Below are 19,661 nucleotides of genomic sequence, written 5' to 3' on the forward strand. Positions count from 1 at the left end.
GTCGCCGTCGGTCCCCAACCAGTCAATCGAATTACGATAACCCTGTGTACATTTGTGTGATGGGCCCGAACCGCTTCCCATGCACATTGTTATCGTGGGATATGGCCGCGTCGGGCGGCGAACGGTGCGAATCCTCTCGACCGAAGGTCACCGGGTCACGATCGTCGATTCCGACCCGGATCGCGTCGACCGGGCGACGAACGCCGGGTTCGACGCAATTATCGGCAGCGGGGACGAGGAACGCGTTCTCGAAGAGGCGGGCATCGAAACGGCCGATGCGATCGGTGCGTTCACCCCGGACCTGAACGTCAACTTCACCGCCTGTATGATCGGTGACCACCACGGCTGTCGAACCGTCCTCCGAATCGACGAAGACTATCGAGAGGAACTGTACGACAGGTACGCCGAGAACGTCGACGACGTCATCTATCCGGAACGCCTCGGCGCGGCCGGAGCGAAGACCGCACTCTTGGGCGGGAATTTCAACGTCGTGACTGAACTCGCGACCGACCTCCAGCTACGTGTCGTCGAAGTCGAAGCCGGTTCCCCGGCGATCGGGCGGCGATTGAGCGAACTCGACCTCCCGGCTGATGTCCGCGTCTACGCCCACGGGGGCGCAGACGAATCGCTGACGATTCCGCTTCCCGGCATCGAACTCGCCTCTGGTGACGAACTGGCGATCATCACGGACGACTCCGCCGTCGAGTCGTTGCGAACCCAGTTTACCGCCGCTTGAGTGCGTTCGCTGCGAACGGTTCCTCCGCGTTCTGGTCACTGATTCGTCCACGACCGGTCACGTGTCGGTGGATTCTACTCGGAAGACGAGCACGTTCTGATGAACCATCGACGGGACGAACGAGAAGGGGTAGCCGTAGACGTGCAAGTCTTTGGTCGGGTCGTACCACACGAGCGAGGCCTTCAGTGTGAGCGGAGCCGCCTCGCCGATGGACCGGGCGAGATCCGCCGAGAGAAATTCGTAGGACTGGTCGCGGTACATGTCGCCGATGAAGACGACGACGTAGCCGTCCGGTTTCACGGCGTCGGTGAACGATGCGAACCACTCGCCCATGTCCGCCAGCCAATCGGCCTTCGATTCCCACTGCGTCGCGGTCCCGTCTTCGCCGTCGTCGAACGAATCGAGTTTGCTCTCGCGTACGTTGTCCGCGTTGCGCGTCTGTTCCAGGTCGTCCATGTGCCAGTACGGGACGTCGGTCAACAGGAGGTCGATGCTATCCGCGTCGACGTCCTCGATCAGTGTCCTACAGTCACCATGACGGATGTCCTGTTCGGCAAGCGGTGGTTCACCGCGAGCCCGGCGCTCGGCGTTTTCACGCTCCAGGGCCGTCTCGTAGACGTCGATCCAGCGTTCCGTTTGTTCGAATCCGACCGCGGTTCGCCGGCCCGTCCCCTCGTGTTCGCACAGACTCGTCCCGAGGAGCGTGCCGCCGACACCGGCGAAGGGATCGAGAACACGGTCTCCGGCCGAGCTGAATCGCTCGATGAGGTCCGTACACAGCCTGGGCGGTTTTTGCCCACCGTGTTCGCTTCGCAGGTCGTGCTGGAGGTCGGGCGGATACCGGTCCGTGATGACGGACTTCGTCGCGTACTTCCACTCGCGACCGGTGAGGTCGTTGACTCGATTTCGTTCGTCGTAGATCCCCCGACCCTCCAGGTACGTCTGGTGATCGGCGAGTTCGTCCGTGTCGACGACCTCACCGTCTTCGACGGGAAAGGCTTCTTCGCGCGCACGCGACTCGTCGAACGACCCGTCTTCGTCGGTGAACAGCCGACTCTGTCGGTGCCGGTCCCCCTCGTCCATGGAGAGATGTCCCGCCCCCCGTCGCATAAACGCTGTGTCCGTCGCCCGTTCGCGTCGTTCCCCGAGTCTCGTCCCGACATCGAACCGGTGGGATGCATCGGTGATGGCCTGTGCGGGCGAGTACCGACTGGGGGCGGTTACATCGATGTCAGTTGAGTGCCTAAATACGGTGAGCCCCTAGCGCCGGTGATGAACATGCTCGTCGACGGCGAGTGGCGAACCGACGCCTTCGAAGCGACGGACGAGTCGGGGTCGTTCGACCGTCAGGAGACTCAGTATCGAGACTGGGTTCGAGACAGACCCGACGCGGCGTATCAGCCGGAAGCTGGCCGATACCACCTGTACGTCTCCTACGCGTGCCCGTGGGCGCACCGAACGCTGATCGCGCGGCGTCTGCTCGGCCTCGAAGACGTAATCTCGGTGTCGGTCGTCGACCCGTTCCGCGACGAAGGCGGCTGGCAGTTCACCCCCGAAAAGGACGGCTGTACGCCCGATCGCGTTCACGACGCCGATTACCTGCGAGAGCTGTACGTTCGATCCGACCCCGAAGCGACCTGCCGGGTCACCGTCCCCGTCCTCTGGGACAGGGAGACGGACACCATCGTGAACAACGAGTCGCGCGAAATCATGCGAATATTCGAGACGGCCTTCGCCGATCTCGGGACGGCCGATCGCACGCTGCTCCCGGACGGGCTCGAAGACGAGGTCGACGAGATCATGGACGCCATCTACGAACCCATCAACAATGGCGTCTACCGGGCCGGATTCGCGACCGATCAGGGGCCCTACGACGAGGCGATCGACGACCTCTTCGGCGCCCTCGATCGCTGGGACGAGCACCTGGCCGACCAGCGCTACCTGGCCGGCGACCGACTGACGGAGGCCGACGTCGCGATGTTCACGACCCTCGTCCGCTTCGACCAGGTCTACCACACGCACTTCATGTGCAACGTCAACCGAATCGTCGACTACGACAACCTCTGGCCGTACCTCCGGGACGTCTACCAGACGCCAGGCGTCGCCGAGACGGTTCGGATGGACCACATCGCCGAACACTACTACACGACCCACCCGGACGTGAACCCACACCGGATCGTCGCCCGTGGCCCCGATCTCGACTTCGAGGCGCCACACGACCGAGATCGGCTCACCGACCGCGACCCGCTGGCCACCTCGCCGTAACGACCGAGCCACGCCCTGGCGATCACTTCGATAAGTATTATCACGATAGGTGAACTCTATCGAAGTATGCCCTACAGCTACGAACCGCACTACTTCGAGGATCTCGAGATGGGCCAGACGTTCGAGAGCGCCGCCCGGACGATCACCGAGTCGGACTTCGTCTTTCACTCGATGTTCACCGGCGACTGGACCGAACTGCACACGAACGCCGAGTACTCCGAGGACGGCCCCTTCGGCGCGCGGATCGCCCACGGCCCGATGACGTTCATCGTCGCGACCGGGCTCTTCCAGCGCACCGGCATCGTCGAGCGCACGGTCGTCGCCTTCCTCGGGATGAACTACATGGACATCCCGAACCCGATGTACATCGACGACACGATCAGCGGCGAGTACGAGGTGACCGAACTGCGCGAACTCGACAGCCGCGACGACGCCGGCTACGTCGAGATCGACACCACGATGACCACCGATGACGGCCGTTCCGTCTTCGAGGGCGACATGAAGTTCCTGTTCAAGCGCCGCGACGCAGAATAGCCGTTGCGTTCGTCGATACTCCCCATCGACCGTTCTGGGCGGCTGCCCCTATTCCATCGCCCGCTCCAGTAGCGTCCCCTCAGCTCGTCGCAACCGCTCGAGGAACGCCGACTTCGAGACGCCCAGCTCGGCGGCGACCGCGGCCGCGTCGTTTCGTCGGGGGACCTCGAAGTAGCCCATCTCGTGGGCCGTTTCCAGAGCCTCGGCCTGGCCAGCGGTCAGGTTCCATCGTGACACGATGGGCGAGTCGTCGTCTTCGCCCAGTGGTGTGAGCCGGACCAGTTGGACGCCGACCGTCTCGCCGGCGGTTTCGAGAACGTCCTGGAGAACAGTCTGCCCCACAACCGCGCCGACGTGGCGCTCGCTCCCGTCCCGATAGCGAATCGATTCGACGAGAAAACCGCGGTCGATCAAGCGATGGACCACGCAGCGCTCCGTGGAGACGCAGCGGAACGTCGTCCCCTGCTCGCCAGTGGTGCGGTGGAGGTACCGGATCCGGTCGTCCGCGTCGAGCACCTCTCCGACCTCGCCATCGGGGGTCGAGAATCGCAACAAGGTCGTTCCGTTCGCCCGATCGAGCGGCGGGGCGGCGTCGATCGGTGCCTCGACGGCCGCGGACGCCTCCGCGAGCGGGCACCCGTCGCCCGTCACACGGAACTCGACCACGAGACACTCCTCGATCATACAACCACTGGGAGTCGAACGGCAATCAATCCAGCGTCCGGCGAACCCTCGTGTCACGACGGTCCTACCGCCGTCACTCCGTCGGACTCACTCGCTGGCCACGAGCGACGCGAGCCCGTCGAGCGACGACAGTTCGTGGGTCGGTTCGGTCTCGAGTTCGTATTCTGCTCGATGATCGCGCCGGACGAACGCGGCGTCGATGCCAGCGGCGCGGGCCGCGGTGATGTCTTTGTGACTGTCGCCGACGTACAGCGGGTTCGACGCGTCCAGGGCCTCGACGGCCCGTTCGATGTAGTACGGTCGCGGTTTCTTGCGACGGATTCCCTCGAGCGTGGGCTCGCGCCCGATCCACGGGTCGAACCCGTCGAGTTCGAAGTGTTCGACGATGTTGCCGATCGTCTCGTGCTGGTTGTTGCTGACGATGGCACGCGGCACCGACAGGTCGGCGATCGTCGCGACGTCGTCGTACAGGCGTTTCTCGCCCGCCCGGATCGCCTCGAGCTGGGCGTCGATCGCCGCCTCCTCGCGAGCGGCCCACAGGTCGTGTGGATCGACCTGGTGGGTCCGCGCGACCGACTGCAAGCCGTCGACGGTCGGCCCGATCAGCGTCTCGACGTGTTCGGCTGGTGGCTCCGCGACGCCGACGCGCTCGAACGCGGTCGCCATTGCCCGTTCCAGCACCGCCAGCTCAGTCGGCGTGGTGAGAACCCCGTCGTTGTCGAACACGAGGGCGTCGTATCGCATCGATGTTTCCTACGGGCTCGACCAATTTCTGCGTTACGTCGCCGAGAAGATCGGGCGACGGCTGATCCAGACCCACGTCCAGCCGGTGCGTGGACCGTGCACGAAGCCGGAGGGGCACACTACTCGCCGACCGTCGACGAACTCCCGTCGGTCCACCGCGCGTCGGCGAGGGTTCGCTGGACGATCTCCTGACCGACGGCCTCGGCGAGGGTCTCGAAGCCGACGCGTTCGGTGCGGTCGTCGGCGTTGGCGACCAGTCGGGAGACGATGAATTCCGGCGTCGACCGTCCGAGCGTGTCGAACCGGGGCTGGTAGTCGACGCGCAGTTCGAGTTCGGGGTTCAACCCTTCGGCGAAGATGCCGTCCACGCGTGCCGCGTCGGGCAGCGGATCCAGGTCCTCGGCGAGGTGGGTGACGAAGACGCCGAGTGCGTCGCGGTCGACGGCCAGGGTCACCAGCCCGAGCAACAGGTCGGCGGCCCGACCGGGTTCTGTGATCGCCTCGAACTCGTCGACGAGCATGAGCGTCTTGCCGTCGTCGGTCAGCGGTGGCACGATCGATCTGAGCGTCGATTCGAGGACGCCAGCGTTGAAACTCGCGTGGCGCCGGTGGAAGACGAGCGAGTCGACGGGCGTCACCTCGGCTCGCGCTGCCGGGACGGGGAGCCCCATACTCGCCAGGACGGTCACCTGACAGAGCGTCTCGAGGAGGGTCGTCTTCCCGCCGCTGTTCGCGCCGGTCAGCACGCTGACGCGCTCGTCGCCGGGGGTGCCGGCCGCATCCGGGCCGGACTCGACGTCGTGGGAGCCCAGTGCGTACGTGATCACCTGCACCGACTCGTCTGCCTCCGCGGCGAGTCTGAGGTTCCGGGCCTCGACGACGGAAATCGCCGCGTCGTCGGCGTCGGCGAACGTCGGTCGCGTGCAGTCGTAGGCGTCGGCGAACCTGGCCAGAGAGAGCGAGAGTGCGATCTCGTCGACCGCCGTGACGGCGTCGTCGATGGCATCCCGGTGGCGTTCGACGGTCGACTCGACGTCCGTGATCACCGCCTCTTCCCGCTCGTCGGCCGCCGATTGCACTGAGATGCGCAGTTGTCTGAGCGTCTGGGCGACGAAGTCCGCGGCGTCGGCCGCGTCCGTCGCCATCGCCTCTCGGATGCGGTCGATGGTGAGATCGGTTTCGGCCAGCAATCGATCTTCGAGCGCCTCGCGGAACCGATCGACGTCCGTCACGCCGCCGTCGCGCAACTCCGAGACGAGCGTGTCGGCGTCCAACCCCTCGAGCGAATCGAGTGCCGTCCGCAACGAGTCGAGTTCCGCGTCGACGTCGCCCTGAATCCGGTCACCGGCACTGGCTTCCAGCGCGGTCGTTGCATCGGCGAGTGCCTCGGGATCGAGCGACGAGACGGGTTCGAAGGGGCCGTCGTCGACGCCGATCTCGGCGAGGCTGATGGCCGTCTCGACGGCGGCGAGTTCCGTTCCGTCCCGTTCGTCGTAGGTGTCGTACGCGGCCAGCACCGCACGCTGGTCGTCGTCGGAGAGCGCGGCCCAAACTTCCCGGGCCCGCTCGACGTCGTCGAGCCGCGATTCCATCGCCGCCGGATCGATTAGCGGTGTGAGAATCCGGATCCGATCCGCGGCTCGTTCGGTCAGCGCGTGTTCGACGACCAGATCGAGGACGTCCTTGTACGCCTCCCTGGCGTCGGCCGTCGCTAACGTCTCCATGCCGTCGTTGCCCGTGGCCCGGCGAAGGATATGTGTCGCACGCCCACGCGTGAGGCCGGCGTCGGTGAGCGCCCGAACGTCACCTCGTTCGATCGCCGTCGCTGCTCGATCGGCACCGAGTGTGTCGACGAGTCGCTCCCGCGTCTTCGGACCGACTCCCCAGTACTCCTCCAGTCGCATATCCGTGGTATGGGGAAGGGGGTACAAACGTGGTGGGATCCACGCCGAGTGCACGCACCGATCGCTGCGTGGTCGTGGATGGAACTGTGGAACGTGGGTAGGGGGAAGGGGCGGGGCGTTCCCGCCCTGGCGTGAGAGACATGAGCGCACTCGAAGCGGGGGCGAGTCCACTTGAGTACTGGGCGCGAGCCCTGGCGGGCCGGTGGGCGCATGGTGGGCGGAGCCGAGGCCGCACCCGACGCGGGGCGTCCGCCCCGCATCTGACCTCTCGCGTTCGGACCCTTTTGTTATGGAGTTATTGGCAATTCGCCGCCGTCGTTGGCGACTTCCTACTCCGATCGGTGGCGCCGTAGGCGGTTCGTACCGGCTGCTGCTGGCAGATAATACGTATCGCGATTCGATGAGACGACTCGGTATGCCAGTCCAAGAGCAGTATCGAGTACTCACTTCGAGGGATCCGAGCGTCGAAAACGTATCGGTCGTTTCACCGACTGGGCGCTGGTAGTCCCCGTCTAATCGCCCGCCTGCGTCCGGCCCCGTCCAGTACCTGCTGGATAACTACGTCTCTCTCCGCCCCAGTAGGTGTATGATCGAGTGTACGAACTGTGAGACGGCCCAGTTCCTCCAGATCGTCAGGAGCCGGGTCTACTTCGAGGACGGGGAGGTGATCAACGAAATCTCCGAGCGCTACGAGTGTACGCTCTGTAACGCGACCGGCACCTACGCCCGGTCAGACGACAACGACGTGGAGGTCAACGGTGACATCACCGTGACGACCGAACGGCCGAAATACGCCTAACGTACGCCGTCGCCTGCCCCTCGCCGTCACTTCCCGCCGAACCACGCCGTCACTCGACTCAGGCTACCAATTTCGCAGACACCTGACTTCAGGCTACCAACTTCGCCGTCTCCCCAACCCACTACCAGCGACGCCGTCGCTCGAGTCACACTATCGACCGAATTCCTCCTCGCCACTCTCGGTGACGGCTCCGTTTCTCACGTGACTCCGTCGTTGCCGCGTCGGATCCCACCGTGGTCTTTCCCGCTCACTCTTCGGGGTCTGAATCTGCTGGGCCTGGTCGTCGCCGCTCGCCCGCGGCCGTTGCCACGCGCTCTCGGCTGGGTATCGCTCGGTGTCGCGGTCGGCCGTCCTCGGCGTACTGGCGGCGAGCGATGGCGTTCGCCCGCATCGATCCGTCCCACTCCGTGAACATGCCGTACTTGTTCATCGTCTCCATCCCGGCGATCGCTGCGGACAGACTGATACCGATCAGCGGGACGTCTGCGACGGTGACGATCACGTCGGCTCTGAGGACGGCGCCGTCGCGCAACAATACGTCGACCAGATCCACGAGCGCCTCGTCGGTCGTCGGTTCCACGGCCTAGGGCACCTCCGTCTGCCGTGGGGGCTCGTCCGAATCCTCGTCGAACGCTGGAACGAAGGAGTACGGGGGCCAGGGGCCCGTAAACCGGACGGTGATACCGTCGCGGTCGGCGACCGAGTCGAGCAGCGAGCCGACCTCGTCGATCGCGTCGTCGCTCGCGAGGACCGCGTACCGGCAGATCGGCTCACCGTCGTCAGTGACCTCGTCCCCTGTGGCATCATCCTCGCTACCTGCCTCCGTCGTGCTCGAGACGTCTGCGAGTGAGACCGAGGGTCGTCGATCGAGGGGTTGCAACGTCGCCACCAGCGGTTCGAGGCGTTCTTCGAGCCCGGCCACGAGCTGCCGGTCTCGTTCCCGACGGCGGCTGTCCAGTTGTTGCTCGTACTGTTTTTTGAGGAGGTGAGCCGTTCCCTCGCTGGCGGCATCGATTCTGGGTTCGAGGGCTGCGAGTTCGTCGTCTTCGGTGACGATCGCGGCCGTCGGTATCGGCTCGGTTCGACCGACGACGATTCGGTACTCGCACAGTCCAGCGACTGTGTCGAGCGCCCGACGAAGCGTTTCGGACTCTGCTTCGAGCCACGAGCCGACGCCGCCGTCACCACCCCGGAGGATGGTGTCGAACTGGAACGGGATCGGCGTGTCGAACTGCGCGGTGGCTTCGTCGACGACGCGCTGGTGTTGCACGAGCCATCGCTTGAGCAACCGTGGATCCGCCGCGTCGTAGAGTTCCTCGCAGTCGTGGACGATCGCACCGATGCCCGCTTCTACGCTCTCCGGTGTCTGGCCGCCATCCCACCGCTCTCCCGTGCTGGTGACGATCGAGACCGGTTCGTCGTCGACCCCCGCCACATCGAACGACGCGACGTCGTGTTCACGTCCAGTATCGCGTTCGCGTCCGGCGTCGCTTCCGCGGAGAGCCACCACGCAGTACAGGTATCGGCCCTCGTCGAGTCCGTGATCGGCCGCGGCTGTGGTCGTTGTGCGACGATCCTCGTCGGTCACGGTCGATCACCAGCGAGGAACTGATCCGCGACGCTTCGGTCGTCTCCGTCCGTCTCACCGAGGCGTTCGATCGCGTCTCGGACGAGGTCGTCAAGATCACCGCGGAGGTTCGCCACGTCGTCTCCCAGATCGTGATCGGCTTCGATCTCCTCGATCTGCGTTTCGATCGCGGCCAGCTGCTGACCGAGTCTGTCCACCTCGTCGTCGGTCAGGCGGCCTGACTCCATCCGCCTGATCGCTTCCCGCTCCAGTGCGTCGACCAGAATCTCGACGACCGCGAGCACGAGCGTCAGGAGCCCGTCGGCGGCTGATTCCCCGTCGACGTCGATCGTCGTCATGCGTCGTCCTCCGTCTGTGAGTCAGTGGCTGATTGTCGTGGCGTCTCTCCCTCGTCTTTCGGTGACCCATCGTCCTCGCCTCCCGGTGATGCGTGGTCGTCGTCTTCGAACTCGTCGAGCGTATGCTCTCGATCGGCTGTGGAACTGTCGCGCTGGATCCGACCATCTTCGCCCGTGACGTTGACGCCGCGGGTCGCGTCGATCGGGATGTTCGGGCGGTCGCTCTCTGCCAACTCGGGTTCGTCGACGGCGGCTGCGAGTCGGTCCATGTCCGTGCCTTCCGGAAAGGCCAGGCCGTACTTCGCCGCCGTCTCGAACGAGGCGATGGCTGCCCGCAACTGCACGCCGAGGAGTTCCGTATCGCCGATCGAGACGGCGATGTCGGCGTTGATGACGATTCCCTTGTCGAGCAGGAGTTCGAGGACGTCGGCCAGGTCCGCCTGTTGGCGACTGGGTTGAAAGTCCGTCATCGGTTCTCCCTCCGTTTTTCGCGCTCGCGTCTGAACCGGTCGCCGTAGATGTGCGACCGCGTCGGGCCGTCACTGTGGCGAATGGTCCGCGGGATCGTCGCGTAGTTCGGCACTGACGCGACGTCGGCTCGGCCCGTCGGGAGCGTCGACACGGCCGTCGGGTTGCGCGAGTTCGGCTGGCGGTCCCGGCGGCGCATTAGTTCCCGATTCGTCTCGACGATCCGCTCGAACGTCCCGTGCGTCGAGAGGAGGGCGTCGCGGAACGCGTCGACGCCCTCGATCGCCTGTTGCTGGATGACGGCCTGATACGCCGAGAGGTCGCCACTCTCTATATCGACATCGTCTTTGAGTTCTTCTGCGGCGGTGTCGACCAGCTCAGTATCGACCAGTTCGCCGTCGATGCCGGCACTATCCAGCATTCCGCCCAGCAGTCCGTCGTCATCACCATCGGACCGGTCGCCACCGAGTTCGTCCGTCGCACCCTCGATCGATCGTTTCGCTTCCCAGACCTGGTTGACGTCCATCGCGGCCAGGGTTCGACCCAGATCGATCGCCTGAATCACCTTCCTGAGTGAGACGGCGTCGGCGCTCTCGTCGCCCCGAAGTGCGTCGGGGATCTCGCCGAATTCGATCGCGTCTCGGATCGCGTCGGCGTCGACCGCCTCGGGGAGTGCTTCGACATCGATCGCCTCGAGGACGGTCTCTGCCTCCTGGAGGATCGTCACGACCGCCTGGAGATCCGTGCCGGGAGACTCGCTGACTTCGTCCGTGATGGCAGTCGTGACTGCCTCGAGTGTCGATTCGTCTGCGTCTCGATTGTCGCCGGTGGCTGGTGTCATGGCTGAATCATCGCTGGTGTCGTGGCTGGGTTCGTTCTGTCATCGTGGCAGTAACCGCACCCGGGATCGCTCCGACCCCTCTCGATTCGAGGGGTACCGGCCTGCAGCTCCAGAATCACCGCTTCACCTCCACGCGCCCGCTCGAGAGCCACTCGTGGACCTCTTCTGCGACCTCTAGATCCGCCTCCAGTTGATCTCGGGTTTCTTCGTACTCCTGACGTGAGCGTTCACCCAGCTCGTAGAGCAGTCGGTTCTCCGAGAGCTCGTCCTGAATCTCCTCGACGTCGTACAGTTCGTCGAGCGCCGTGGTTCGCAAGGTGTTCGCGAGGCCGACGATCGGTCGGAACAGCAGGTCGTCGATGACGATCATTGCTGGGCTCCGATTTTCATGTCGACGAAGCTGTAGGGAGCGTACGGTCCGGTGTAACGGACGATTGCGCTGTCGTGGCGCTCCTCCAGGCGCCCCACCGCTTCGTCGAAGGCATCTCTGTCGTCGCGATCGACGAGGAACGATCGATTACAGACGAGTCGATCGCTGAACAGCCGGTTCTGGACGACGTCACGGGCGAGCGGTTCGAGTTCGTCCTCGACGGTCGCCGTGATCGCCGCCTCGTCTACCGACCCGGACGGTGGCGTGACGACGGAGACGCCGAGTTCCTCGGCACCTCCGACGGTTCGGAGTGCGTCTTCGAACGCGTCGCGGGCGCCGGAGAGGACGTTCTTCAGTGTCTCTTCGTCGCGGAACACCATCCCGTAGCGCATCGGGACGACGGTTCGCCCCCCGTCGGTCGTCATCACCGCTCTTAAGACCTCGTCGTGGCGGCGGACGTTCTCGTCCGACCGTTCGGGCTCGGCTGACTCGATGTCTGAGACGAGGGCAGCGATCGATCGATCGGCGATCGGATAAACGTTGTCGCCGTCGCCGACGCCATCGACCGAGAACTCGATGGTCTCGTCTTTGTCGACGACGCCGTACACGTACGGTCGGCTCATCGTCCCGCCTCTCGACATCGTGCCTGCACCCTGAATCGCGTCGTCTCTCGGTGTCCTGCGGTGTGATCACTTCGGTGCTGTCCCGTTCGGAAGCGAGCAACGGTGGGTACGGCTGTTTGGTCGGTGGCTGTCTCGTATCTCATGGGGAGTATCGGGCACTCACGGCCGTTCTTCGACCGCGCGAGTCACGACGGAGTGCCACGCGGCGGTCCCTTACCATAGTGCCTGCGAGTGCCACGTCAATCGTGATACGTCGTGCTGGGGGACTACCGACGCATGACCTCACCACAACGCCGGCCAGATTCCTCGAGCCTCGCGGAGGTTCTCGACCGGATCCTCGACAAGGGCGTCGTCATCGACGTCTGGGCGAGAGTCTCCGTCGTTGGCATCGAACTCCTCACCGTCGAGGCGAGGGTTGTCGTGGCCTCCGTCGATACGTTCTTGCACTACGCCCACGAGATCGCCAAGATCGAACGGGCCGTCTCGGACGGTGAACTCGAGGATCTGGAGGAACTCGAGATCGAGCGCCGGCCGGAGTCCTCGCCGATGTCGACGGCTGAAACATCGTGACGGCACAGATTCGGGTGTAACGTATGGCACAGACGGCGACCTCCGACGGTCAGTGTATCGCCCTCACCGCGGACGGTGAGCGCTGTTCACGGACCGCTGGTTCGGGCGACTTCTGCTATCAACACGACGAGAGTGATTCAACCGTGAGCAACGCCGAGACAGCTTCCGAGGACGAATCGAGCGAGACAGACCAGTCGAGTGGCGACGCAGTCGACGAGTCCGAACTGGAACTTGACGAAATCGAGGTGACTGCAGAGGAGGCCGACGAGCAGATCGAGGGGCTCCTCTCGATTCGCCAGACCGTCAAATCGTCGGCTGGAGACCTCGTCGGCCATCCGTTCGACGGCGTCTCCGAGATAACGGCCGCCGAGGAAGGCTGGACCGCCGTCGTCGAGGTGATCGAACGCAAGGCGGTCCCCGATACGCAGGACGTCATCGGCCGTTATCGGATCGATCTCGACGAGAACGGCACGGTACAGGGCTACCGCCGACTCGACCGGTATCGGCGAGGGGACACGACCGCGTTCGACCCCGTCCAGTAATTCGGGTTTCGGCGGGCACACTGCCTGTCTGGTCACCACGCCCTCCTCGATCGCCATCGCTACCGACCAGAACATTCAGGGTCGAACCTGGCATCCGTCCGTGTGTGAAATCAGTTCACGGCGTCCCAGTCTGCGGCGTCGATCTCGACGCCGAGACCCGGTGTGCCCACTACGATAGCGATCGGGACGTCGTCGCCCTTCGGTTTGGCTGCTGTGACTCGTACTACGCCTGCCACGCGTGCCACGAGGCGGTTACCGACCACGAGGCGCAGGTGTGGCCCCGGTCCCGGTTCGACGAAGCGGCAGTGCTGTGTGGTGTGTGCGGCGCTACGCTGACTCCGGGGGCGTACTTCGACGCTGCCAATCGCTGCCCGGCGTGTGACGCGGCGTTCAACCCGGGCTGTCGGGCTCACCGCGACCGCTACTTCGAAACGGAGTGACTTCGAGATCGCGTGAGTGTCGCCGGAAGCGAACCGGCCGCTGTCGTCAGTCCATCGCTGACTCAGTCGTCACTGAGGACGCGAACCGGGCGGTGTGTCGTCGTCAGATCGGTTTCGGCTCGATCGCCGAGGGCGTTCTCGACGTTTGGTGCGAGCGTGTTGATGATCGTGCGCCCGTCGCGTCGCCGTTCGATCAGACCGTCCGATTCGAGTGTCGAGACGTGGTGAGAAACGGTACTCGGATCGAGCCCGAGCTCGTCGGCGAGCCGGCCGTTGTGGGCCTCGCCGACCGCTTCGAGCGTCGTCAGGATGTCGACCTTCGCCGGTTCGTCTAGGGCGGCGGCGAGTTCGACACCGTCGGTCTGGGCGGGATAGTACCGGCGTTTTCCACCTTGTTTTCTCGCCTCGACGAGTCCCTCGTCTTCGAGCACGGAGAGATGGTGGCGGATCGTCGACAGCGAGACGTCGTGGGCTGATTCGAGGGCCGTGAGGTAGCGACCGGGCTCGCGCTCGATCGAGTCGAAGATGGCACGGCGGGTCTCGTGTTCCAGCGGATCGGAGTCATCGTAGCGGCTGTATCGAAGGAGACTAAGCGGGAGTTTCCCTGCCAGGCCTGAAACACTGCCGAGAAGCCGAATCACCGACCCGGCGGTCTGTCCGAAGAGCGAACCCGTCGCCCCAGCCGCCCCTGCCCCGCCGGCACCCGCGCCACTTCCCGCCCCGATCCCGCCGAGGAGCGAAAGACCCCCGAGCAGGCCGACCAGGCCTGCGTCGACGGCATCGCCCGAGCCGCTCGCGGGTGGGACCATCGCCTCGGATCGATCCGTCTCGTCGTCGGTCGGTTCCGACCCGTCGTCGGCCGTGGATTCGGAACCGAGTTCGACGGTAACTGACGAATTCGTCTGGCCGAGCACAGTGTCGAGTCGGGCAGCGATCACCGACTCGTTCGACTGTGTTTCGAGGGAGAGAACCGACTCGACCTCCGTGAGTGTCCCATCGAGATCCATCCCGCCATCGAGGCTGCCGTCTTCGTCGGTCGAGTTGGTGTCCTCGAGTAGCTCCGTTCCGGGGTCGGCGCCGCTCGTCACTTCGGCTGCCGATTCGTTCAACTGGTCGGCTGTCTCGTTCAGTTCCTCGGACGTGTCCACCGTGGTCTCGGTGTCGTCGAGGAGGGTCTCGGAGGAGTTGACGAGGTCCTCCGCGGATTCGTCTAGCTCTTCGGATGGTTCTGTCAGTTCCTCGGTGGTGTTGTCCACGAAGGTCGCCTGTCCGCCTGTCGTGGCGATTGCGCTCCCGACGGTGAGTCCGCATAGGAGCACCAGCCCGACGGCGAGGGCGGTGAGTGACGACGTGGACGAGTGCATGACTGGTCGGCGCAAATGGCTGTCTCCGTAATAGGTCTTCCCCTCTGATGTGTAAACCGTTGGGCCGAAATCGGGGCCCGCTCAGTCGTTGCTCTTCGGGGTCGCTCTGTTACCGCTCTTGTGATGGTTCGATACTGAACGGACTCGGTTCGTCCGTCCAGGACCAGCCCGGAATGCGTTCCTGAAAGCCCGCTGCCAGTGCCGCGTCCAGGTCGTCGAGTCCAGCTGGCTCGTCCCCCTCACCGTGGACTCCGACGTCGGCGTAGTGAAACGTCGCCTCTCCCAGCGTTCTGAACGGCTGTGCTCCGCCGATCGTGGCCGCCAGTTCGCGGCCCAGTAGCTCGTCGACGACGAAGCCCGGATAGTCTCCCTCGACGTCGATCTCACGAAGGATGGCGACGAGTGCGGCGACGTTTACGGCGAGGTCGCCATCGGCGAACACCTGGTCGACAGCGGCACGGTACTGCGTGGCCGTGACCGGGTCGACAGCGGTGTCGAACTCGGTCGCGAGGGCCGATCGAACGTCGTTGATCAACGGGACGATGCGATCCGATCGATCGCGTACCCAGTCACGTTCCGCCGCGACACGCTCCGGTGTGAGGTCCATGTGCCACCGATTGGGTGCGACGGACCCTGACGTTTGCGAAGGCTTTTATATGCTGGATTGAGTATCTCGGAGTAAGCGGGTTCTCGCTGGAGTCCTCCCGCGTCGATCGGAATCCAGTGGGCGTCTTCGTCATCCAACGACAGTCGTGACACGATGTACCGGTCCGACAGTTCCGTGGGTGACAGCGGCCTCGTCCGAGAGCCAGTGAGCGGCGTCACGTCCGTCGACGTTATGTCACGGCGTCACGCTGATCCGGGCCCAGACGGGTCGCCTCGTCCGCTGTCCGTTCCCACCTCCGGCGAACCGACCACCTGCGATTATGAGTACTGTAGAGCAGCAACTCGACGATCTGAAAGCAGAGATCACCAGCGAATTGCCGAGCGATATCTCGGTGTCGTCGGTGAAGTACGAAGGCCCAGAACTCGTGGTCTACACGCACGATCCGAAAAAGTTCGCCCAGGAGGGAGACCTCGTTCGGAAACTGGCGAGCAAACTCCGCAAGCGGATCACCGTGCGACCGGATCCGAGCGTCCTCTCCCGGCCGGAGGAAGCTCGCGAGCAGATCATGGACGTGATCCCGGACGACGCCGGCGTCGAAGATCTGGATTTCCACGCCGATACCGGCGAGGTGGTCATCGAAGCGGCGAAGCCGGGCATGGTAATCGGTCGCCACGGCTCGACGCTTCGCGAGATCACCAAGACCGTCGGCTGGACGCCCGAAGTCGTCCGAACGCCGCCGATCGAATCCTCGACGGTATCGAACGTCAGGAATTTCCTCAAACACGAACGCGACGAACGCCGTGATGTTCTCGAACGAGTCGGCCGCCAGATCCACCGTGAAGAGATGTCTGACGACGAGTACGTCCGCATCACGACGCTTGGCTGTAGCCGCGAGGTCGGCCGGGCAGCGTTCATCCTGTCGACACCCGAAACCCGGATCCTCATCGACTGTGGTGACAAACCCGGAGCGGAAGGCGAGGTGCCGTATCTCCACGCGCCGGAGGCACTCGGCGCCGGTCCGCAGACGATCGACGCGGTCGTCCTGACCCACGCCCACCTCGACCACTCCGCGCTCATCCCCCTTCTCTTCAAATACGGCTACGACGGGCCGATTTACTGTACGGAACCCACCCGCGACCTCATGGGCCTGCTCACGCTCGACTACCTGGACGTCGCAGCCAAGGAAGGCCGCACGCCACCGTACGAGTCAGAGCAGGTTCGCGAGGCCATCAAACACTGCATCCCGCTCGAGTACGGCGACGTCACCGACATCGCGCCGGACGTCAAGCTCACGTTCCACAACGCGGGCCACATCCTCGGGTCCGCGGTCTCGCACTTCCACATCGGGGACGGCCTCTACAACGTCGCCTTCTCCGGTGACATCCACTACGAGGACACCCGGCTGTTCAACGGCGCCGTCAACGACTTCCCGCGCGTCGAGACGCTCGTCCTCGAGTCCACGTACGGCGGGCGAAACGACTACCAGACCGATCAGGCCGACTCGGAGCGCAACCTGACGGAGGTGATCAACGAGACCTACGAGCGCGACGGCAAGGTCGTCATCCCGGCGTTCGCCGTCGGTCGCTCCCAGGAAATCATGCTCGTCTTAGAGGAGGCCATGCGCGAGGGCGACATCCCGACGATGCCGGTTCATCTGGACGGGATGATCTGGGAGGCAACGGCCATCCACACCACCTATCCCGAGTATCTCCGTGACGACCTCCGGGATCGCATCTTCCACGACGACGAGAATCCGTTCCTCGCCGAGCAGTTCAACCACATCGACGGCGGCGAGGAGGAACGCCAGGACGTCGTCGACGGCGAGCCGTGTATCATTCTCTCGACGTCGGGGATGGTCACCGGCGGCCCGATCATGTCCTGGCTCAGCCATATCGGGCCCGATCCGGACTCGACGCTGACCTTCGTCGGCTACCAGGCCCAGGGGACGCTTGGTCGGCGCATCCAGAACGGCTGGGACGAGATTCCCGTCTCCGACATCGGTCGCCACGACAACAGTGGCGGCGGCCGCGGCACCCTCTCGCTCAACATGAACGTCGAAACCGTCGACGGGTTCTCCGGCCACGCCGACCGCGCCGGCCTCGAGAACTTCGTGAAGACGATGAACCCGCGCCCGGAGAAGGTCCTCTGCGTCCACGGCGACGAACGGTCCGTACAGGACCTCTCCTCGGCGCTGTACCACGACTACAACATGCGGACGTTCGCGCCGAAAAATCTGGAGACGTTCCGGTTCCTGTAGTTCGATCGCCCACGAAGCCGCCGTATTACGTTAGTGCTTTTCCTGGGCCTGTCGCTTTCGGATCACGGCTGCGACTTCTTCGTAGTTTCCGATGCCGCCGAGGGTCATCCCGTTGAGTCGGCTGGCGAGTAGCGATCCCTGGGAGAGGATATCGGTCGAGACCGTGATGTGTCCGTGCCCGAGCAGTCGTTCCATGAACGAGGCGCCGGTCTGCATGCCGCGGACATCGACCATCCAGGCCTCGTTCGTCGATCTGGAACTGATTCCCGTTACGACGAGAATTCGCCTGTCGGTCACGAGATACCGGACTTTCTTGCGCTGAAACCAGACGTAGCCGACGATCGCCGCCGCGATCAGGATTCCGAAGAGCTGCATCCCGGATTCGTCGGCGAGGAGTCCGCCGAGACCGGCGACGATCGCGACGACGAGGTGGATCATCCACGCGGTCCACGCCGGTCGTGCATCGATCAGCACATCTTCACCATCGAAAAGGTATTGTTCCCGTCCCGTGCCCGATTGTTCGAAACTTCCCGGTCCCCCGCCTGCTGATTTTGCTTTCGACATCCGGATACGGCTCTTCCCTTTACTATAAAAAGTGTTTTTGCCGAGATGTTTTGTTTTCTAAACTATTGTGGCGGGTATATTGGTGTGAGGGCGGGTAATACCGGGTAGCCATGGTCGTCCAGTTTGATCGACCGATCGGAGACTGGGAACATTTTTCTCCGGGAGTCACCTGCTCGACATGCGACTGGGGACGAGTAACGCTACGATCGTCTCTCGCGGTGCGTTCCGACCGCTACACAATCGAGCGCCTATTGCCAATCGAATGGCCCGACCGAACCACTGAGTGGGTCCTCCGAAACGTAGCCTGGCGAGTTCACTTCGGCATCCACTATTGTTTCTACCCTTCAACCAGTAACTATATTATACATCGAGTCAATAATCCACACGGGAGCCACGGACTCAATTGGGGTAGAAATGCCCCAGGTGTTTGGGCACCCGAGACGTGGCTTCCAAACCGCGCAGCGATTTGGTTGCCATGTTCCGAAACACACCATCGAGACAAAAAGGTCTCGCACGCCCGTTGCCTAGAGAGTTGTATCGCTACCCGTCGCTCACTTCAGCTTCTTGGGATGGGGCCGAGTCATCTCGATCAGTTCGAGCGGCAGAACTGCGAGGTGCTCGGATGAAATCCGTCGAGCGAACGAGCGACGGAACCGGCGATTCGACTCACGGTCGGGAGTGCTACCGGTGCGATCGGGACGTGGCACCCGTGCGGCTCTTTCGGCTCGTCTCCGAGCCGCCGACCGCGCTCTCGCACGACTACCGGACCGCAGAGCGATTCTGCTGTCCGGATTGTGCTGCCGCGATGAACCTCTCCGAGTTCTCGGAGCGACTGAAATCGTGTGTTGATAGCGGTGAGGGGCCGATTGGCGGTTAAGAGCGATCAGTACTGCAGTGGCAAAGCAGGGAGAATCTCGAGGACGGCAGCCGTTCCGACGGGGTGTCAGAACCCGACCCTGCGTCAGTCCGCCTCTGCTGGATCGACCACAGACTGAGCCTCGATATCGACGCCGACCCGATCACAATCCGCAGCGAGCGGACAGGCCTCGGGGCCATCGAGGCACGCTGGCTTGCGAGCACTGCAGTACTCGCGGCCGAACTGGATCATCGCGGTGTGACCGAAGCCGCACTTCGGGCCCGGGACGGCCGCTTCGAGCGCCTCGCGGACCCCTTCGTGATCCGCTTCGGGTGGGGCGATGCCGAGCCGGCGACTGATCCGGTGGACGTGCGTATCGACGGGAAAGACTCCGTCCTGCCCACCGGCGAAGAGCAACACGCAGTCGGCAGTCTTCGGCCCGACGCCGTGGACGGACAGGAGTTCGTCTCTGACCGTGGCCGGTTCCGTTTCTCTGACGTACGCGTCGAACGCAGTCTCCGCTCCGAACTCTGAGCGAACCCACTCGGCCGCTTCCTGGATCATCCG

General features: G+C 64.1%; 24 protein-coding genes. 9 read left to right on the top strand and 15 right to left on the bottom strand.

Annotated elements, in window-relative coordinates; genetic code table 11:
- Positions 1–79: 79 nt before the first annotated feature.
- Positions 80–736: a potassium channel family protein gene (locus C479_RS14740; protein ID WP_007704275.1), complete on the top strand. Its 657-nt coding sequence runs from the start codon at positions 80–82 to the stop codon at positions 734–736.
- Between the two features lie 57 nt (positions 737–793).
- Here C479_RS14740 and C479_RS14745 read toward each other — a convergent pair whose 3' ends face one another.
- Complete coding sequence (locus C479_RS14745; RefSeq protein ID WP_007704285.1) at positions 794–1,819, bottom strand: DNA methyltransferase; 1,026 nt, start codon at positions 1,817–1,819, stop codon at positions 794–796.
- A 189-nt stretch (positions 1,820–2,008) separates the two neighbouring features.
- Between C479_RS14745 and C479_RS14750 the strand changes: the two genes are divergently transcribed.
- Together C479_RS14750 and C479_RS14755 are read left to right on the top strand one after the other, a co-directional pair.
- Positions 2,009–3,001, top strand: coding sequence for a glutathione S-transferase family protein (locus C479_RS14750; protein ID WP_007704287.1), 993 nt, complete (start codon positions 2,009–2,011; stop codon positions 2,999–3,001).
- Positions 3,002–3,067: 66 nt separating this feature from the next.
- Positions 3,068–3,535: a MaoC/PaaZ C-terminal domain-containing protein gene (locus C479_RS14755; protein WP_007704288.1), complete on the top strand. Its 468-nt coding sequence runs from the start codon at positions 3,068–3,070 to the stop codon at positions 3,533–3,535.
- 48 nt (positions 3,536–3,583) lie between these two features.
- Here the strand turns inward: C479_RS14755 and C479_RS14760 are convergent, their stop codons facing one another.
- The 3 genes from C479_RS14760 to C479_RS14770 all read right to left on the bottom strand — a co-directional run bounded on the left by C479_RS14760 (position 3,584) and on the right by C479_RS14770 (position 6,867).
- Positions 3,584–4,219 (bottom strand): helix-turn-helix domain-containing protein, encoded by a 636-nt coding sequence (locus C479_RS14760; RefSeq protein ID WP_007704290.1) that lies wholly within the window; start codon positions 4,217–4,219, stop codon positions 3,584–3,586.
- A gap of 87 nt (positions 4,220–4,306) precedes the next feature.
- Positions 4,307–4,963 (bottom strand): HAD family hydrolase, encoded by a 657-nt coding sequence (locus tag C479_RS14765; protein ID WP_007704292.1) that lies wholly within the window; start codon positions 4,961–4,963, stop codon positions 4,307–4,309.
- Positions 4,964–5,082: 119 nt separating this feature from the next.
- Complete coding sequence (locus C479_RS14770; protein WP_007704294.1) at positions 5,083–6,867, bottom strand: DNA mismatch repair protein MutS; 1,785 nt, start codon at positions 6,865–6,867, stop codon at positions 5,083–5,085.
- Between the two features lie 586 nt (positions 6,868–7,453).
- Between C479_RS14770 and C479_RS14775 the strand changes: the two genes are divergently transcribed.
- On the top strand, positions 7,454–7,666 hold the full coding sequence (locus C479_RS14775; RefSeq protein WP_007704295.1) for a hypothetical protein: 213 nt from the start codon (positions 7,454–7,456) through the stop codon (positions 7,664–7,666).
- A 247-nt stretch (positions 7,667–7,913) separates the two neighbouring features.
- Here C479_RS14775 and gvpM read toward each other — a convergent pair whose 3' ends face one another.
- From gvpM to C479_RS14810, 7 genes are all read right to left on the bottom strand, one after another.
- On the bottom strand, positions 7,914–8,246 hold the full coding sequence (gvpM, locus tag C479_RS14780) for a gas vesicle protein GvpM (protein WP_007704297.1): 333 nt from the start codon (positions 8,244–8,246) through the stop codon (positions 7,914–7,916).
- Positions 8,247–8,249: 3 nt separating this feature from the next.
- Positions 8,250–9,254, bottom strand: a complete 1,005-nt coding sequence (gvpL, locus tag C479_RS14785; RefSeq protein ID WP_007704299.1) for a gas vesicle protein GvpL — start codon at positions 9,252–9,254, stop codon at positions 8,250–8,252.
- Positions 9,251–9,592 (bottom strand): gas vesicle protein K, encoded by a 342-nt coding sequence (locus tag C479_RS14790; protein WP_007704301.1) that lies wholly within the window; start codon positions 9,590–9,592, stop codon positions 9,251–9,253. The genes gvpL and C479_RS14790 overlap by 4 nt, the downstream gene beginning before the upstream one ends.
- Positions 9,589–10,062, bottom strand: coding sequence for a gas vesicle protein GvpJ (gene gvpJ / locus C479_RS14795; RefSeq protein WP_007704302.1), 474 nt, complete (start codon positions 10,060–10,062; stop codon positions 9,589–9,591). Before gvpJ ends, C479_RS14790 begins: the two co-directional genes overlap by 4 nt.
- On the bottom strand, positions 10,059–10,901 hold the full coding sequence (locus C479_RS14800) for a hypothetical protein (protein WP_007704303.1): 843 nt from the start codon (positions 10,899–10,901) through the stop codon (positions 10,059–10,061). Before C479_RS14800 ends, gvpJ begins: the two co-directional genes overlap by 4 nt.
- A gap of 115 nt (positions 10,902–11,016) precedes the next feature.
- Positions 11,017–11,271, bottom strand: a complete 255-nt coding sequence (gene gvpG / locus C479_RS14805; RefSeq protein ID WP_007704304.1) for a gas vesicle protein GvpG — start codon at positions 11,269–11,271, stop codon at positions 11,017–11,019.
- Positions 11,268–11,894, bottom strand: a complete 627-nt coding sequence (locus tag C479_RS14810) for a GvpL/GvpF family gas vesicle protein (protein ID WP_049907377.1) — start codon at positions 11,892–11,894, stop codon at positions 11,268–11,270. Before C479_RS14810 ends, gvpG begins: the two co-directional genes overlap by 4 nt.
- A gap of 276 nt (positions 11,895–12,170) precedes the next feature.
- On the opposite strand from C479_RS14810, the gene gvpA reads away from it, so the two are divergent.
- The 3 genes from gvpA to C479_RS14825 all read left to right on the top strand — a co-directional run bounded on the left by gvpA (position 12,171) and on the right by C479_RS14825 (position 13,446).
- Positions 12,171–12,464 (top strand): gas vesicle protein GvpA, encoded by a 294-nt coding sequence (gene gvpA / locus C479_RS14815; protein WP_007704306.1) that lies wholly within the window; start codon positions 12,171–12,173, stop codon positions 12,462–12,464.
- Between the two features lie 23 nt (positions 12,465–12,487).
- Positions 12,488–13,006, top strand: coding sequence for a gas vesicle protein GvpO, halophile-type (gvpO, locus tag C479_RS14820; RefSeq protein WP_007704309.1), 519 nt, complete (start codon positions 12,488–12,490; stop codon positions 13,004–13,006).
- A 104-nt stretch (positions 13,007–13,110) separates the two neighbouring features.
- A complete protein-coding gene (locus tag C479_RS14825) occupies positions 13,111–13,446 on the top strand; it encodes a CHY zinc finger protein (RefSeq protein WP_007704311.1) in 336 nt (111 codons plus the stop codon).
- Positions 13,447–13,508: 62 nt separating this feature from the next.
- Here the strand turns inward: C479_RS14825 and C479_RS14830 are convergent, their stop codons facing one another.
- Both C479_RS14830 and C479_RS14835 read right to left on the bottom strand, forming a co-directional pair.
- On the bottom strand, positions 13,509–14,810 hold the full coding sequence (locus tag C479_RS14830; protein WP_007704315.1) for a helix-turn-helix domain-containing protein: 1,302 nt from the start codon (positions 14,808–14,810) through the stop codon (positions 13,509–13,511).
- A 109-nt stretch (positions 14,811–14,919) separates the two neighbouring features.
- The gene (locus tag C479_RS14835; RefSeq protein ID WP_007704317.1) at positions 14,920–15,417 is read right to left on the bottom strand and encodes a hypothetical protein; all 498 of its coding nucleotides are present in this window, start codon (positions 15,415–15,417) and stop codon (positions 14,920–14,922) included.
- Positions 15,418–15,736: 319 nt separating this feature from the next.
- Between C479_RS14835 and C479_RS14840 the strand changes: the two genes are divergently transcribed.
- Positions 15,737–17,674, top strand: coding sequence for a beta-CASP ribonuclease aCPSF1 (locus C479_RS14840; protein ID WP_007704319.1), 1,938 nt, complete (start codon positions 15,737–15,739; stop codon positions 17,672–17,674).
- Positions 17,675–17,704: 30 nt separating this feature from the next.
- On the opposite strand, the gene C479_RS14845 is transcribed toward C479_RS14840, so the two are convergent.
- A complete protein-coding gene (locus C479_RS14845) occupies positions 17,705–18,148 on the bottom strand; it encodes a PH domain-containing protein (RefSeq protein WP_007704321.1) in 444 nt (147 codons plus the stop codon).
- 712 nt (positions 18,149–18,860) lie between these two features.
- On the opposite strand from C479_RS14845, the gene C479_RS14850 reads away from it, so the two are divergent.
- Positions 18,861–19,115 (top strand): hypothetical protein, encoded by a 255-nt coding sequence (locus tag C479_RS14850; RefSeq protein ID WP_007704322.1) that lies wholly within the window; start codon positions 18,861–18,863, stop codon positions 19,113–19,115.
- Positions 19,116–19,199: 84 nt separating this feature from the next.
- Here the strand turns inward: C479_RS14850 and C479_RS14855 are convergent.
- On the bottom strand, positions 19,200–19,661 hold a 462-nt coding region (locus C479_RS14855; RefSeq protein WP_007704324.1), incomplete at its 5' end, for an endonuclease III domain-containing protein.

It is taken from the genome of Halovivax asiaticus JCM 14624 (assembly GCF_000337515.1).
Lineage (GTDB): Archaea > Halobacteriota > Halobacteria > Halobacteriales > Natrialbaceae > Halovivax > Halovivax asiaticus.

Excerpts from the sequence above, each read along its gene's own strand:
- C479_RS14740 (WP_007704275.1), top strand. The coding sequence starts at position 80 with ATGCACATTGTTATCGTGGGATATGGCCGCGTCGGGCGGCGAACGGTG.
- C479_RS14745 (WP_007704285.1), bottom strand. The coding sequence starts at position 1,819 with ATGGACGAGGGGGACCGGCACCGACAGAGTCGGCTGTTCACCGACGAA.
- C479_RS14750 (WP_007704287.1), top strand. The coding sequence starts at position 2,009 with ATGAACATGCTCGTCGACGGCGAGTGGCGAACCGACGCCTTCGAAGCG.
- C479_RS14755 (WP_007704288.1), top strand. The coding sequence starts at position 3,068 with ATGCCCTACAGCTACGAACCGCACTACTTCGAGGATCTCGAGATGGGC.
- C479_RS14760 (WP_007704290.1), bottom strand. The coding sequence starts at position 4,219 with ATGATCGAGGAGTGTCTCGTGGTCGAGTTCCGTGTGACGGGCGACGGG.
- C479_RS14765 (WP_007704292.1), bottom strand. The coding sequence starts at position 4,963 with ATGCGATACGACGCCCTCGTGTTCGACAACGACGGGGTTCTCACCACG.
- C479_RS14770 (WP_007704294.1), bottom strand. The coding sequence starts at position 6,867 with ATGCGACTGGAGGAGTACTGGGGAGTCGGTCCGAAGACGCGGGAGCGA.
- C479_RS14775 (WP_007704295.1), top strand. The coding sequence starts at position 7,454 with ATGATCGAGTGTACGAACTGTGAGACGGCCCAGTTCCTCCAGATCGTC.
- C479_RS14790 (WP_007704301.1), bottom strand. The coding sequence starts at position 9,592 with ATGACGACGATCGACGTCGACGGGGAATCAGCCGCCGACGGGCTCCTG.
- gvpJ (WP_007704302.1), bottom strand. The coding sequence starts at position 10,062 with ATGACGGACTTTCAACCCAGTCGCCAACAGGCGGACCTGGCCGACGTC.
- C479_RS14800 (WP_007704303.1), bottom strand. The coding sequence starts at position 10,901 with ATGACACCAGCCACCGGCGACAATCGAGACGCAGACGAATCGACACTC.
- gvpG (WP_007704304.1), bottom strand. The coding sequence starts at position 11,271 with ATGATCGTCATCGACGACCTGCTGTTCCGACCGATCGTCGGCCTCGCG.
- C479_RS14810 (WP_049907377.1), bottom strand. The coding sequence starts at position 11,894 with ATGAGCCGACCGTACGTGTACGGCGTCGTCGACAAAGACGAGACCATC.
- gvpA (WP_007704306.1), top strand. The coding sequence starts at position 12,171 with ATGACCTCACCACAACGCCGGCCAGATTCCTCGAGCCTCGCGGAGGTT.
- gvpO (WP_007704309.1), top strand. The coding sequence starts at position 12,488 with ATGGCACAGACGGCGACCTCCGACGGTCAGTGTATCGCCCTCACCGCG.
- C479_RS14830 (WP_007704315.1), bottom strand. The coding sequence starts at position 14,810 with ATGCACTCGTCCACGTCGTCACTCACCGCCCTCGCCGTCGGGCTGGTG.
- C479_RS14835 (WP_007704317.1), bottom strand. The coding sequence starts at position 15,417 with ATGGACCTCACACCGGAGCGTGTCGCGGCGGAACGTGACTGGGTACGC.
- C479_RS14840 (WP_007704319.1), top strand. The coding sequence starts at position 15,737 with ATGAGTACTGTAGAGCAGCAACTCGACGATCTGAAAGCAGAGATCACC.
- C479_RS14850 (WP_007704322.1), top strand. The coding sequence starts at position 18,861 with ATGAAATCCGTCGAGCGAACGAGCGACGGAACCGGCGATTCGACTCAC.